Below are 13,904 nucleotides of genomic sequence, written 5' to 3'. Positions count from 1 at the left end.
AATTTCAGGAAATAACTGACTGATAATTAAAAAAACACTATTAGCAAGGGAAAGAGTTTCAAGCTCTTTTAAGGCAAAATGTTATGGTCAGATCAAACTTATAAAGCTCCTCCCAACTCTGGAGAAATATTGTTGGGGCGGACATTGCCTTCGTTACTGGATGAGGCGTGCGATCGCTACCCCAATCCTCAAGCCTTGAACGAATGGACGGAAAAAGGTTGGCAACCCCTATCCAATCAGGAATTTCAAAGCGCTGCGGAAGAAGTAGCACTGTCATTGTTGGATCTGGTGGGAGAGAAAGGCAATACCATCGCCCTATTGATGCATAGCGATGTTAACTTCTGCATAGTTGACATGGGTTGTTTGTTGGCTAGTTTGGTAGATGTGCCGATTGACCTTACCCAGACACTCGAAAACATCATTTTCATTTTGCGACACTCTCAAGCCAAGGCGCTGGTTGTTGCTAATTTAGACTTGCTCTATCAAGTTACACCTTATCTGGGAGATACACCCCTGAAGGCAGTGATAGTTGCTGATGTTCCTGATGATTGGCAGCAGAATCAAAATCTAGAGCAAATATGCCCTGAATCTCCCCAACACATTCCAGTATTTTCCCTCTGGGAACTTCGTGCCAAAGGACGGGCTTTAAATTCACAAAGCAAACTGCAACTGCGCTCCCAACTAGCAGCAAATGACCTAGCCACTATCATTTATATTCCTGGAGTTAGAGGAGAAGCCCAGGGAGTAATGCTGACCCATGAAAACCTTTCTGGCGATGCACTCTCGATGTTTACCGGCATTCCCGATCTAGAATTTGGTGCAAAGGAGGTTACACTTTCGTATTTGCCCTTGACGCATGTTTTTGCTCGCGTCTTTTTATACGGTCATATGAGCTATGGGCATAGCATTTACCTGACTGCTCCTAACCGGGTAATCAAGCATCTCAAAGAAGTGCAACCGACGTTATTCGCCACGGTGCCACTGTTATTGGAGAGAGTCTACAACAAGATTCTCGAAGAAGCGAAGAAGCGAACCAAGCTGGCAACACAAACAGAAGTTAAGCATAACGTGCTGTCGCGCATCCTCACTTTTGCAACTCAGATGTTGCGTACAGAACAGCCAAAAATGCAGAGATTTCGTTTATCTTCCCTGGGTTGGAAGTTCCCACCTTTACGCATCTCTGTCTCTGGATCTAGATTGCGTGAGATGGCATTTCAAGAGCGCATCTACAATTGGGCGCTAAACCTTGCCAAACAGTACGAACTAGGAAATCCACCAAAAGGAAGATATGCTTTGATGCTGAAGTTGGCAGATAAGCTCGTGTTCTGGCAATGGCGAGCAGTATTTGGAGGTCGGATCAAATACTTGATTTGTGGAGGTGCTGCCTTAAAAGCAGAGATAGCAAACTTTTTTGCCGCAGCAGGAGTGACGATTCTGCAAGGTTATGGTTTAACCGAGACAAGTTCTGCGCTTACCTGCAACCGGGGACAATTCAATCGTGCCGGAACAGTGGGTGTGCCTTTAGCGGGAGTGGAGATAGCGATCGCCGACGATGGAGAAATTCTTACCAGAAGTCCTTACATCACTCAAGGCTACTACAACAACCCTGAAGCCACCCAACAATTGATAGATGTAAACGGCTGGTTGCACACAGGCGACTTAGGAGAGTTTACAGCCGATGGTTTTCTCAAGATTACAGGACTCAAGAAAAGCCGATTCAAACTCTCCACAGGTAAGTATGTCACACCACAACCAATTGAAACCAAGCTAGAACAATCTCCTCTAGTTGCCAAGGCAGTTGCTGTTGGTTCAGAGCGTAAATTCTGTGCCATGCTAATTTTTCCTAATCTAGATAACCTGAATTCCTACGCTCTCACCATTGGCATAGATTTACCAGCAGATGCCTTGCTCAAGCATCCATGTATTATCGCCATCTATAAGGCATTAGTTGATGAAGCTAATTGTCATTTACCTTACTGGTCAACTGTAAAGCGGTTCCAGCTCATTAATGCTACCCTCACAGTTGAAAATGGGTTGCTCGCACCCAATCGTCAAGTACAACGCGCAAAAGTCGTGGAAGCTTTTGCCAAAGAAATTGATGCCATCTATGAAGACGCGCCAGCGACTTCCCAGAGGGTAGACACGGGGATGCAAAGACACGAGGATACCAAAACAGGGAATACAGACGAACAGGATACTCTTTTATCTTCCTGTCCTTCTATTCCTCAGCCTTCATGTCCCGCATTCGCGCAATCTCTAAATATTTGAAGGCAGAGGGTACAGAGCAGCGCCGTGCGGAGGTTCCCCTCCGTTAAGGCTACTGCCCAGAGGCAGAAGGAAAGAGAGTTTTCATTCCCTTGTTGTGTGATTTAATTACATCACCGTCTAGTTTCTTCTAAATCACGTTCTTTCCCCTTGTCTTTTTTTCTCCTTGTCCAAGTCTTACCTTCTGCCGTCTGCCATCTTACTTCTGCCTTATTTAAGGAGGGTTTAGGAACTATGTTTAAGCCGTTCCGCACAGCTGCCGTTCTCGGTGCGGGAATAATGGGAACCCAAATTGCCGCTCATCTCGCTAATGCAGGATTGACTGTACATTTATTAGATATTCCTGCCAAAACCAGCAATAAAAACGAAATAGTCGAAACAGCATTCAAAAAAGCTTTAAAACAGTCTCCACCAATCTTCTTTACAGAAAAAACTGCCCGTCGGGTCATTCTGGGCAATTTTGACGAGCATTTTCACAGGATTGCTGATGTTGATTGGGTAATTGAAGCGGTAGTAGAAAATCTGGCTATCAAGCAGCAGTTGATGGCACGGGTTGAAGAAGTGATTCGGGATGATACAGTTGTGTCTACAAATACTAGTGGATTGCCTATCAACGCAATTGCTCAAGGACGCTCTGAATCTTTCCACAAAAGGTTTTTAGGAACTCACTTTTTTAACCCTCCACGCTATCTGAAATTACTGGAACTAATTCCTACAAAAAATACTTCAACTGAAGTAATAAATAGGATGCAGTGGTTTGGCAGCCTCTATCTAGGTAAAGGGGTAGTAGTAGCAAAAGACACTCCTAATTTTATTGCCAATCGCATCGGTATGTATGTAACAATGCTGGGTTTGCGGGCATTGACCGAGCAGGGATACACCATTGAAGAAATTGATACTCTCACGGGAACACTGGTGGGACGACCAAAGTCAGCAACATTTCGGACTGCGGACTTAGTGGGATTAGATACACTGTTGTATGTAGCAGAAAACCTCTATCCAGCGATTCCCGAAGATGAAAGCCGTGAGATTTTTCGCGTTCCCCAGCTACTGCGCAAGCTCGTAGAAACAGGCTCATTAGGTGTAAAAACAGGTCAAGGATTTTACAAGAAACAAGGCAAAGAAATTCTCTCTATCAATCCAGGAACATTGGCTTATGAACCAGCTAAACCTATGAACTTAGGGGATATTGAGGCGCTCAGTCAAATTCACGATTTAAAGAAACGCCTACACATTCTCTATCAACATCCTGGTCGCGCAGGTGATTTCTTCCGGCAATTAACCTTAAATATTTTGGCATACAGTGCTCGTCGCATTCCCGAAATTGCTGACAGTCCTGCCGATATTGATAAGGCTATGCGCTGGGGATTTGGCTGGGAACTTGGCCCGTTTGAAATTTGGGATGCGCTTGGATTTGAAACTGTGCTGGCAGATATGAAAGCTGCTAGTATTCCGGTGCCGGAGTGGGTGGAGGAGGAAGGCAGAGGGCAGAAGGCAGAGGGCAGTAGGCAGTCTGTTTTCTATTCGGAGACAATGGCGTTATCTTCTTTGGAAGATGAAATTAACTTGACGGCGTTAAAAGCAGATCCAGAAAGGACACTGTGGCAAAATTCAGAGGCGGCGTTGCTGGATTTGGGAGATGGGGTAGTTTTGTACGAGTTTCGCTCTAAAGGTAATACCTTAAGCTTGCAGGTGGTAAATGGCTTAAATGAGGTGCTAGATCTCCTTGAAAATAGCGAATTTCGAGGATTGGTAATTGGCAACGACAGCGCGAATTTCTCCGCTGGGGCAAATTTGGCAGAAATGGGAATGCTGGCACAGACGGGAAATTTCCAAGCGATCGCCAACCTTATCGTCAAGTATCAGTCACTGCTACAACGGATTCAATATTTCCCCAAACCCATTGTTGCCGCGGTTGTTGGACGCGCTTTGGGAGGTGGCTGTGAATTAGTCATGGCTTGTCCGCACGTTGTTGCAGCAGCCGAATCCTATATTGGGTTAGTAGAACTCAGCGTCGGTCTGATTCCGGGCGCAGGTGGTATTATGCGGATGGTGACTTGGGCAGCCGAGCGGGCAGCAAGCGAATCACCCCAACATATTCAGCCTTTCTTACGCCAAGCTTTTGAAACCATTGGCATGGCAAAAGTTTCTAATAGTGCTTACGAAGCTCAGGAATTGGGTTTCCTCTCACCCAAAACCAAAATTGTGATGAATGCAGATCGGCGGTTGGATGTTGCCAAACAAGAAGTGTTGTGTCTGGAAAAAACAGGCTACACGCCACCCCCAAATCGCAACACAATTATGGTGCTAGGGCGTCCGGCGCAGGCAATGCTGGAACAAGCTGCCTACATCATGCAGCAGGGAGGTTTCATCAGTGAATATGATCGCTATCTGGCTGAAAACCTAGCCTATGTGATGACTGGTGGGGAATTAACCGCACCTGCTTTAGTTGATGAAGATTACCTATTGCAGCTAGAGCGAGAGAGGTTTTTACCACTATTGCAGCAACCCAAGACTCAAGAGCGGATGATGCATTTGCTTAAGACGAAGAAACCGCTACGGAATTGACGCGGAGACAGAGGGACGCGGGGACGCGGGGACTCAAGAGCGAGAAGCAGAAGAGTTGGAATTAATAGTCCATTTTTCTGGGTGTGATGCCATAGCCACTAATTGACTAAGTACTTCTTCACATCGGTAGTCCAATTCTAAGGCTGTATCTTTCTTCAAATAACCGCATCTTAAGGCAATCTCTATCCAGGTTTGAGTTTCAGCTGCTTCGCTTTCAGCATCATTCAGTTTACTGATAAATGCCGCCGGATATCTTCTTTTTCTCCAAGCTTCTGAAAGATTAGCAGCTACAGAACGGGAAGAGCGGCGTATCTGATCAGTTAAGGAATAGCATTCTTCTACTGGGAAAGATTTAGTTAGCTCAAAAATGGTCATAGCTATGTCTATCGAATTTTGCCAGACCCTCAACTCTTTAAACGAGCGAATATTTGCCACAGCCAAATCTCCAAAGCAACTGTCTACTTCCTTAGTCTTCCCTTCTTTCTCTTCTCATATTCATATCAACTCCTCCCCGCGTCCCTGTTTCTCCGCGTCCCCGCGTCTTTCCCTCCCCGCGTCCCTGTTTCTCCGCGTCCCCGCGTCTTTCCCTCCCCGCGTCATTGTCCACATCAAAACCCAAAATTGGTGAATACTTATGAAAGAAGCCTATATTGTAAGTAGTGTCCGGACTGCTGTTGGCAAAGCTCCACGCGGCACGCTACGTAATATGCGCTCTGATGATATGGGAGCAGTTGCAACTAAAGCCGCTATTGAACAAGTCAAAGGTCTCGATCCAGATCGCATTGATGATGTCATCTTTGGCTGTGCTTTTCCGGAAGCTGAACAAGGATTTAATTTGGGGCGAGTTATAGCCCAGCGAGCAGGCTTACCGGATTCTGTACCAGGTAGCACGGTTAACCGCTTCTGCGCCTCCGGACTCCAAACCATTGCGATGGCAAACCAGGCGATTATGACAGGGCAAGCAGACGTGATGGTTGCGGGTGGAGCCGAATCCATGAGCTTGATTCCGATGGGAGGCCATTATTTAGCTCCTAACCCAGAGATGATGGCAGAAAATCCCCAAGCCTACTCGACGATGGGCATTACGGCGGAGAACGTGGCACAGCAGTACCACATTTCCCGTGAGGATCAAGATGCCTTTGCCTTGCGATCGCATCAAAAAGCCTTAGCTGCAATTGGGCAAAATCGGTTTGCTGAAGAAATTGTGCCTCTACAAGTACGAGAAACTTTATACATAGATGGCAAACCCCAGTTGGTAGAGAAGGTTTTCCAGATCGATGAAGGCCCGCGTCCCGATACCAGCTTGGCAGCTCTAGCTAAGTTGCAACCTGCGTTTCGTATTGGTGGCACAGTCACGGCTGGTACTTCTTCGCAAATGTCAGATGGTGCAGCGGCAACGGTGCTGATGAGCGATCGCATGGTCAAGGAACTCGGCATCGAGCCTCTGGGAAGAATGCTAGGGTATGCGGTGGCTGGTGTCGCTCCAGAAATCATGGGTATCGGCCCTGTAGAGGCAGTGCCAAAGGTGCTGAAGCAGGTGGGTTTAACTTTAGATGATATCGGATTGATTGAACTCAATGAAGCCTTTGCCGCCCAAAGTTTAGCCGTAATTCACAAACTTGGTTTGAATCAGGAAATTGTCAATGTAAATGGTGGCGCGATCGCTCTCGGTCATCCCTTGGGTTGCACGGGTGCGAAGCTGACAGCTACTATTCTCCACGAAATGAAACGGCGCGGTGTTCATTACGGACTCGTGACGATGTGCGTTGGTGGCGGAATGGGAGCAGCAGCAGTGTTTGAGAATTTGTCATCTCACTGAATTTACAGGGTTTTGGAAGACGCGGAGACAGTCAGACGCGGGGACGCGGAGAGGAAACAATTACCGCATCCCTGTGTACTTTATTAAACTCACCGTGTCAGCCTTAATCACTGTATTTACCTGCTTACGAAACGAGTTGAGATAAAGCTATGACTCTTCTTTTACTTGTACAAGATTACCTACAACCCTTCCCCGCGTCTTTGTTTCTCCGCGTCACCGCGTCTATTTTATTACTTTTACTAGGCTACGTTGGCGTTCAATTGTGGATGTGGTCGCTCTATTTTGCGGTAGTGTTGGCAGTATGGCAAGCACCTGTTTGGGTTTGGGTATTGTTTGGCATAGTGGCTGTAGTTTTAAATGTGCCAAATTTGCGGCGATCGCTCCTCACATCTCCTTTAATTAAAGGTATAAAAGCATTCAATATATTACCGAAAATTTCTGATACTGAGCGGGCAGCAATTGAAGCGGGAAATGTTTGGGTAGATGGCGAGTTCTTTTCGGGTAAACCTAATTTCCAAAGGATGAGAAGCGAACCCTATCCTCAAGTTACACCAGAATTACAGGCATTTCTGGATGGGCCGGTTGAACAAGTTTGCCGGATGGTAAGCGATTGGGAAATTTATCGCCGCAAGGACTTACCACCTGAAGTTTGGGACTATCTCAAACAAGAGCGCTTCTTGGGAATGATGATTCCCAAAGAGTACGGTGGTTTGGGCTTTTCCAACTTCGCCTACAGTAATGTGATGACAAAGTTGGCATCCCGTTCTTTTACTCATATCGCTACTGTTGGTGTAACAAACTCTTTGGGGCCTGCTAAATTATTACTGCGTTACGGTACACCCGAACAGAAAAATCATTATTTACCACGCCTAGCTAGGGGAGAAGAAATTCCCTGTTTTGCCTTGACAGAACCGAATGCTGGTTCTGATGCGGCAAGTATCAAGTCTGAAGGGGTGGTGTTCAAAGGTGAAGATGGCAAGCTTTATCTGCGATTGAACTGGAAAAAAAGATACATTACCTTGGGTGCGATCGCTACTCTGTTGGGACTGGCTTTTAGACTGCGAGATCCAGAAAATCTTTTAGGCAAGGGGGAAGATGTAGGTATTACCTGTGCCTTAATTCATACCGATACACCTGGCGTTATGCTCGGAAAGCGTCACGATCCGATGGGTGTGCCTTTTTACAATTCTCCTACAGAAGGACATGATGTAGTCATCCCCATAGGCCAGATTATTGGCGGTGCGGAACAAGCAGGACAGGGCTGGAAGATGCTCATGCAATCTTTGGCAGCAGGTCGAGGCATCAGCTTCCCGGCTAGCTGTGCAGGAGTTGCCAAACTAGTAGCAAGGGTGACAGGTGCTCATTCGATAGTGCGGCAGCAGTTTGGTTTACCGATTGGTCGTTTTGAAGGTGTTGAAGAACCTTTGGCGCGGATTGGCGGGCTGACATATCTGATGGAAGCGGCTCGCACATACACCTGTGGTGCGGTAGACAAAGGCGAACAACCAGCAGTAATTTCGGCGATCGCCAAGTACAACCTGACAGAACTGTCTCGCAAAATTATCAATGACGGCATGGACATTCAAGGAGGGGCAGGAATTTGTCGCGGGCCGAGAAATCTCTTGGCAAATATTTATACAGCTACACCCATTTCTATTACCGTCGAAGGAGCAAATATTCTTACCCGAACGATGATGATTTTCGGTCAGGGAGCGATTCGCTGTCATCCCTATGTCTATTCAGAAATTGCCGCTCTCAATCAATCGGATGTAAATGCTTTTGACCAAGTATTCTGGAATCACATCGGGCTGACAATACGTAATGCTTTTCGAGCTACACTTCTCAGTATTTCCCGTGGGTATTTGGCTAGTTCTCCCGTCAAAGGAGCGACAGCTAAATATTACCGCAAACTAGAGTGGGCATCTGCTACCTTTGCTTTCCTCACTGATGTTGCCTTGTTCTGTTTTGGTGGCACACTGAAGCGACGAGAAAAGCTGACGGGAAGGTTTGCTGATATTCTGTCTTGGATGTATCTAGGAACTGCAACCCTGCGTCGGTTCGAGGCGGAAGGTTCGTTATCAGAAGACTTGCCTTTTGTTGACTGGGCAATGCAATATACTTTTGCTCAAATTCAGCAGGGATTCGAGGGTATTTTCAATAATATGCCGATTCCTGTACTCGGTAGCCTGTTCCAAGGGCCGATTAGTTGGTGGTGGCGACTCAATCCCATTGGTACCATGCCCTCCGATCAACTTGGCAGTGAAGTAGCCCGCAGCCTTCAAATCCCAGGGCAGCGCCGCGACAGGCTCACCGCAGGTATATATGTTCCTACTACTGTAGATGAAGCATTGGGACGCTTGGAACACGCTTTTATGTTGTCATCCCAAGCCGAATCAATTCTCAAAACCATTAAAGCAGCCAGCCATGCTGGTAAGCTACCGCAGCAAAAACCCGAACGCCTAATTGCAGCAGCACTAGAGGCGGGAGTAATTAGCTCCCAAGAGGCTGAACTTTTGCGTGAGGCAGAGATTGCTCGTAATGATGCTATTCAGGTAGATGCGTTTACGCTGGAGGAATATCAGCAAGGAAAATCGGGTATTTCTACACAAGAGATGCTCAAACCTGTGTTGGTTTAGAGAGTTGTGTGATTTACGAACATAGTTTCAATACTTACATTTTGTACCTCACCCCTAAAACGCCTGGAACTGAAGTTCCAGGCTTATAGTTCAAGTCAGTTTTAACTGACTTTAGTTTTTAGCCAAGAAATTTATTTCTTGGCGGACAAGAGCATGGGTGCAAGATATGGGAATAGACATCTGTTGAAAAAGAATGTGGAGACACGTACACCCCAGGCGTTCCCGTAGGGTAATTTCGCGTTTCTACAAGAATTTCAGGTAAAGCATAATTGTATTGCTCCAATTCTAATTGAGCGATCGCTTGGTTATCGGGTAAGCTCCTTGCAGTTGTGTCATGATTATATAGACCTCGCAAGAAGTTAACGTTAGCCGTTGCGATTCTTCCTGAAAAAGTAACGGACAAAAAGAAACAGGAAGGTAAAGACGCGATGACACAGGCAGCAGCAATTACAGAAGCGATCGCCAGTTTAACGGATGCCGAAACCCGATTTGGTTTATTTCGGATTGAAGACGAGCAATTTTTTACAGAATGGTTTGGAGAATTACCGGAAATTACGGAAGCTGAAAAAGCTTCTTTAGATGTTCTGCGGCGCAGGTATCTCTATCACCGTGGCGAAGGTGATTTATTAGAAGGGACAGTGATGTTGTTAGTAGTCTCTCCCTTACTGGCGCTGGCAGGATTTTACGATCCTCCTTTTAGAATCAAGGCGGAATCATCCGTAGAACTGGTGCTGAATGATGGAGAGGAGGTACTGCGCGGACGGATTGACGTATTGGTGCTGCAAAATCAGTTTTGGGTTATGGTGTTAGAATCCAAAAAAACTACGCTTTCAGTTTGGACGGCTTTACCACAAGCACTGGCTTATTTAATGGCTAATCCTAACCCCAATAAACCTGTGTTTGGCATGGTGACTAATGGCGATGATGTTTTATTTATTAAATTGACACAAGCAGAAACTCCTCAATACGACTTGTCAAGGGTGTTTGCATTGTTTACATCAAAAAGAGAACTATACGAAATTTTACAAATTCTGAAGCGTATTGGTCAGGTGATCGCACCTACTAATTAAACTACTTTTCTGCAACCAAGCTACGCAATACTAAGAAATTGTATCTGCATCATTTCCCGCTCCAAAAGGGCAAATAATAAAGCATCTCGCCATTGACCTTTAATTAATTCATACTCTCGCAGATATCCTTCTTGACGCATACAAATTTTTATCAAAACTCGCATCGAGGCTTTGTTTTGCGGATCGCAGATTGCAAAAATTCGATGTAAATTTAATTGCTTAAAACCAAATTCTAGGAGTTTGCTTCCCAATTCGGTTGCATATCCTTTTCCCCAGAATTCCTTAGCCAAGCAGAATCCGATCGAGGCTTCTCGCTTGTCTGGGTTGGTGATGGAAATGCGACAAGAGCCAATGACTTGTTTATTTGCTTTTAAAGTAACTGCAAAAGCAAAATGCTGACGCAATTTTTTTCGCCGCATTTTCACCTCTGCTTGCAAAAAATTTTTGGTATCTTCTTCAGTATTGGGGCCAAATGGTAGATAACGCACAACAGCTGGATCGGAGGCGTAGGTATGCACTGCCTGCCAATCTGACTCTGCAAACTCTCGGAGAATGAGACGTTCGGTTTCTAAGGGTGGACAAATACTGCTCATAAATTTAGTTTAAAAGTTAGGAGTTACAAGTTACAAATAAAACCCATCACTTCTAACTGATACCCCAAAATTTTCTTTTATTATTAAAATTCGCATATAAATGGCTGATAGCTCAATATCCTTTTGGCGATCGCCCGTTTGGAGAAATGGTTGCTATGACAAGGGCATACATGGGGCAGTCTGAATCAGCTGAATCAGATGCGATCGCATTTGCTCATCTGAAACGGTGTCTGCTTGGTAATTGATGACAATAGATGCAGATCTGGGGTTAACGCGGACATTTGTGATGTTAGGAGTGGATTCAAGCATCAATTTGAGTTTATCGGCATACTCAGAATCTCTAGTCAGTCGAGGAATACGAAAGCGGATGCGCCCAGGAGTTGCATGGACAATGCTATAGGATATCTTTTCGCGTGGGGATGCGTTATTTGCTGGAGTTGGAGTTGTTTGTGTGGAGCGCTGATGCTGTTTCAAAGTATTACTTTTGTTAACATCAGACCGTTTTTTACTATTCATACTACAGGCTTCAGTTCTACAAAGATTTATAAATTTTTATTTATATGGCTTTAATTAGTATTGTGGATCTAGCTATATCCACCTTTAACTTATTTAAGGTAATTTTATGTTGGAATAAGGAATAATACTTAAGTCTGTAGGTTAGGAGAATTACTAGAAAAAGATTATTCAAATATTCTATCCATCAATATTAAAATATTTTCAACTAAAATATATCTAGCTCAGGATATAGCTAATTTCTTTTGAAAAGCAAAGCTAGATAGTAGATTGAATATTTATTAGCGCTGATACTAAACTCTAAATGTGTGTCATAAGTAATAGAGATATAGCAGTTCAATACCTGTGTGGGCAACATATGATGATTCTCTAGCACTTACTAGTGATTGAAAAAAGTAGTTTTTGATGTTATTTAATATTTTAGTCAGTGAAGTAAAGTCATTAACTCAGTGACTATAATCTCATCAAAAATTTTTAGAGAACCGAACTACATTATTGTGAATCTTCTTGACTGAAATATATTAAAAATTATAAAATGTAAAGAATTTTAAGATTAATGGGAAAAATCAAATCCATTGAAATTAAAGATAATCATCTTATTATTAAAACATAGCGCGATCACACTTTTTTATTATCTTCGTCTCTTTCACAGTAGCTACAGTTTGTTAAGAATTTACGCTCTACGTTAACGAACCAATACCCCACAATTGTTTCCACAGCAGTTACCCTCTTAGCTACATCCTATAGTGGCTGCGATCGCAGCCACCATAAAGATATTTTGGGCAGGGGTAAACCGTTCCAACTTCTAAGAATTGGCAAATTCCGCACGCAACTGACTGACAACCCGATCGAGTCCCACGGAATGGGCTGCTTTGAAAAGAATACGATCGCCTTCTCTCATGAAACTTTTCAACCTCGCAGCTAAATCTGCATGAGTCGTAAAACACTCTGAGGGGATACCTTTGGCGCTTTCTACTATTACTTCGGCGTCTTGTCCGTCTACCAAAACCAACAAAGCATCCAAATTCAATTTTCGTACTGTTTCACCAACTCGCTGATGTAACTGGTGCGATCGCTCTCCCAATTCTCTCATAGCGCCTAATACGGCAATTCGTCGTTTACCTGGTGTTTCTGCCAACAAATTTAGCGCTGCCAGCATAGCTTCTGGTGCAGCATTGTATGTCTCATCTAAGATTACTACATCATTGGGCAATTCCAATCGCTGCGATCGCCCTTTTGGCATATCCACTTCGATTCCAGATTTCAAAACTGACCAATCAATGCCCAAAACCTGCGCCACTGCCAAAGCTGCCATGTAATTAGCACCAATGTGACGCCCTGGCATGGGTAGGGGTAATTGTATACCTGCTACTTCTAAAGTTTCGCTATCTATCAACTCTCCCTGAATATCCCCACCATCAAAGCCGAAAGATATTACTTTGCCTTGCCAAACCTTCGCTGCCATCTCCATTAATAAGGGATTGTCGTGATTGAGAATCGCCACACCATCCTTGGGCATCTCTGCTAATAACTCACATTTAGCAGAGGCGATCGCTGCTTCAGAACCAAGTAACTCAATATGTGCTGTCCCCACATTGGTAATAACGCCAATTGTCGGACGGGCAATGTATGTGAGTTCGGCAATTTGTCCCTTACCCCGCATCGCCATTTCAATCACAGCAAAGTTATGTTCTGCGCCTAGTTCTAGGAGAGTTTTCGGAACGCCTATTTCGTTATTAAAGTTGGCATGAGTTTTATGAACGCTTCCCTGGGTTGCCAAAACGGCGGCGATTAATTCTTTGGTAGTGGTTTTACCCACAGAACCAGTTACTCCGATGACTGGGATCTCAAAGCGATCGCGCCACCATCTGGCGATTTTTTGATACGCCTTGAGAGTGTCTTCTACCTGCAACACGGCAAATTGAGAACTCTGATATTCAAAATCCACAATTGCTGCTAAGGCTCCTTTGGCGATCGCGGTTTGTACAAAGTCATGTCCATCAAACTTTTCGCCACGTAAAGCCAAAAATACTTCACCTGGTTTGAGGATACGCGTGTCAGTTTGGATACCGCTACTTAATTGTGCTAATGCTGCACCTGATAAATTTGCAGGTTTGGCAACAAGAATGTCAATCAGTTGATTTAGGGTGGCAGAACAAGCCATAATTCGAGATTTAGGATTCTAAAAAAGTTGTTTGTGAAAAGCAAAAGCTGCGAGGACAAAAGCCTTTAAATCCTATAATTATTTTGTGGATACTATAAAGTATCGAAGCTAACATTTTTACAAATACCTGTCAAAAAAGAGGCAGAGGGGCAGGGGGGATGGGGAGCAGAGGAGAACATGAGGAGCGATCTCTCCCCTATTCTAGCGATCGGCAATTGCGAGTTTCACTATCATCGGTGTTAACCTGGATACCACAGCTTGGAGCAATGTTAGCGA

The 13,904-nt window shown here is 44.6% G+C and carries 11 protein-coding genes; 6 read left to right on the top strand and 5 right to left on the bottom strand.

Annotated elements, in window-relative coordinates:
- Positions 1-78: 78 nt before the first annotated feature.
- Together QUB80_RS15695 and QUB80_RS15690 are read left to right on the top strand one after the other, a co-directional pair.
- A complete protein-coding gene (locus tag QUB80_RS15695) occupies positions 79-2,268 on the top strand; it encodes an AMP-dependent synthetase/ligase (RefSeq protein ID WP_289790446.1) in 2,190 nt (729 codons plus the stop codon).
- A gap of 231 nt (positions 2,269-2,499) precedes the next feature.
- Complete coding sequence (locus QUB80_RS15690) at positions 2,500-4,833, top strand: 3-hydroxyacyl-CoA dehydrogenase/enoyl-CoA hydratase family protein (RefSeq protein ID WP_289790445.1); 2,334 nt, start codon at positions 2,500-2,502, stop codon at positions 4,831-4,833.
- Positions 4,834-4,866: 33 nt separating this feature from the next.
- Here the strand turns inward: QUB80_RS15690 and QUB80_RS15685 are convergent, their stop codons facing one another.
- Positions 4,867-5,208 (bottom strand): four helix bundle protein, encoded by a 342-nt coding sequence (locus tag QUB80_RS15685; RefSeq protein ID WP_289790444.1) that lies wholly within the window; start codon positions 5,206-5,208, stop codon positions 4,867-4,869.
- 4 nt (positions 5,209-5,212) lie between these two features.
- On the opposite strand from QUB80_RS15685, the gene QUB80_RS15680 reads away from it, so the two are divergent.
- The 3 genes from QUB80_RS15680 to QUB80_RS15670 all read left to right on the top strand — a co-directional run bounded on the left by QUB80_RS15680 (position 5,213) and on the right by QUB80_RS15670 (position 9,288).
- Entirely contained in the window at positions 5,213-5,461 is a 249-nt protein-coding gene (locus QUB80_RS15680; protein ID WP_289790443.1) for a hypothetical protein, read from the top strand.
- A 6-nt stretch (positions 5,462-5,467) separates the two neighbouring features.
- Positions 5,468-6,652 (top strand): thiolase family protein, encoded by a 1,185-nt coding sequence (locus QUB80_RS15675; protein ID WP_289790442.1) that lies wholly within the window; start codon positions 5,468-5,470, stop codon positions 6,650-6,652.
- A gap of 266 nt (positions 6,653-6,918) precedes the next feature.
- A complete protein-coding gene (locus tag QUB80_RS15670) occupies positions 6,919-9,288 on the top strand; it encodes an acyl-CoA dehydrogenase (RefSeq protein ID WP_289790660.1) in 2,370 nt (789 codons plus the stop codon).
- A 118-nt stretch (positions 9,289-9,406) separates the two neighbouring features.
- On the opposite strand, the gene QUB80_RS15665 is transcribed toward QUB80_RS15670, so the two are convergent.
- A complete protein-coding gene (locus QUB80_RS15665; RefSeq protein WP_289790441.1) occupies positions 9,407-9,643 on the bottom strand; it encodes a hypothetical protein in 237 nt (78 codons plus the stop codon).
- A 73-nt stretch (positions 9,644-9,716) separates the two neighbouring features.
- On the opposite strand from QUB80_RS15665, the gene QUB80_RS15660 reads away from it, so the two are divergent.
- The gene (locus QUB80_RS15660) at positions 9,717-10,358 is read left to right on the top strand and encodes a type I restriction endonuclease (RefSeq protein WP_289790440.1); all 642 of its coding nucleotides are present in this window, start codon (positions 9,717-9,719) and stop codon (positions 10,356-10,358) included.
- Positions 10,359-10,378: 20 nt separating this feature from the next.
- On the opposite strand, the gene QUB80_RS15655 is transcribed toward QUB80_RS15660, so the two are convergent.
- The 3 genes from QUB80_RS15655 to QUB80_RS15645 all read right to left on the bottom strand — a co-directional run bounded on the left by QUB80_RS15655 (position 10,379) and on the right by QUB80_RS15645 (position 13,628).
- Positions 10,379-10,951: a GNAT family N-acetyltransferase gene (locus QUB80_RS15655; protein WP_289790439.1), complete on the bottom strand. Its 573-nt coding sequence runs from the start codon at positions 10,949-10,951 to the stop codon at positions 10,379-10,381.
- Between the two features lie 153 nt (positions 10,952-11,104).
- Positions 11,105-11,467 carry an HMA2 domain-containing protein gene (locus QUB80_RS15650; protein WP_289790438.1) on the bottom strand — a complete coding sequence of 121 codons (363 nt, stop codon included), beginning with the start codon at positions 11,465-11,467 and terminating at the stop codon, positions 11,105-11,107.
- A gap of 802 nt (positions 11,468-12,269) precedes the next feature.
- Positions 12,270-13,628 (bottom strand): UDP-N-acetylmuramoyl-tripeptide--D-alanyl-D-alanine ligase, encoded by a 1,359-nt coding sequence (locus QUB80_RS15645; protein ID WP_289790436.1) that lies wholly within the window; start codon positions 13,626-13,628, stop codon positions 12,270-12,272.
- Between the last annotated feature and the right edge of the window lie 276 nt (positions 13,629-13,904).

Origin of the sequence: Chlorogloeopsis sp. ULAP01, from assembly GCF_030381805.1 — a bacterium.
In the GTDB taxonomy this organism is placed as follows: Bacteria; Cyanobacteriota; Cyanobacteriia; order Cyanobacteriales; family Nostocaceae; genus Chlorogloeopsis.
Note: the sequence above shows the minus strand (reverse complement) of the source record. Positions and strands in the feature narration are given on the sequence as shown.

What these genes read in the sequence shown, in the direction of transcription:
- QUB80_RS15680 (WP_289790443.1), top strand. Translation starts at nt 5,213, where the DNA reads ATGTCTATCGAATTTTGCCAGACCCTCAACTCTTTAAACGAGCGAATA.
- QUB80_RS15670 (WP_289790660.1), top strand. Translation starts at nt 6,919, where the DNA reads ATGTGGTCGCTCTATTTTGCGGTAGTGTTGGCAGTATGGCAAGCACCT.
- QUB80_RS15655 (WP_289790439.1), bottom strand. Translation starts at nt 10,951, where the DNA reads ATGAGCAGTATTTGTCCACCCTTAGAAACCGAACGTCTCATTCTCCGA.
- QUB80_RS15690 (WP_289790445.1), top strand. Translation starts at nt 2,500, where the DNA reads ATGTTTAAGCCGTTCCGCACAGCTGCCGTTCTCGGTGCGGGAATAATG.
- QUB80_RS15685 (WP_289790444.1), bottom strand. Translation starts at nt 5,208, where the DNA reads ATGACCATTTTTGAGCTAACTAAATCTTTCCCAGTAGAAGAATGCTAT.
- QUB80_RS15675 (WP_289790442.1), top strand. Translation starts at nt 5,468, where the DNA reads ATGAAAGAAGCCTATATTGTAAGTAGTGTCCGGACTGCTGTTGGCAAA.
- QUB80_RS15660 (WP_289790440.1), top strand. Translation starts at nt 9,717, where the DNA reads ATGACACAGGCAGCAGCAATTACAGAAGCGATCGCCAGTTTAACGGAT.
- QUB80_RS15695 (WP_289790446.1), top strand. Translation starts at nt 79, where the DNA reads ATGTTATGGTCAGATCAAACTTATAAAGCTCCTCCCAACTCTGGAGAA.
- QUB80_RS15645 (WP_289790436.1), bottom strand. Translation starts at nt 13,628, where the DNA reads ATGGCTTGTTCTGCCACCCTAAATCAACTGATTGACATTCTTGTTGCC.
- QUB80_RS15650 (WP_289790438.1), bottom strand. Translation starts at nt 11,467, where the DNA reads ATGAATAGTAAAAAACGGTCTGATGTTAACAAAAGTAATACTTTGAAA.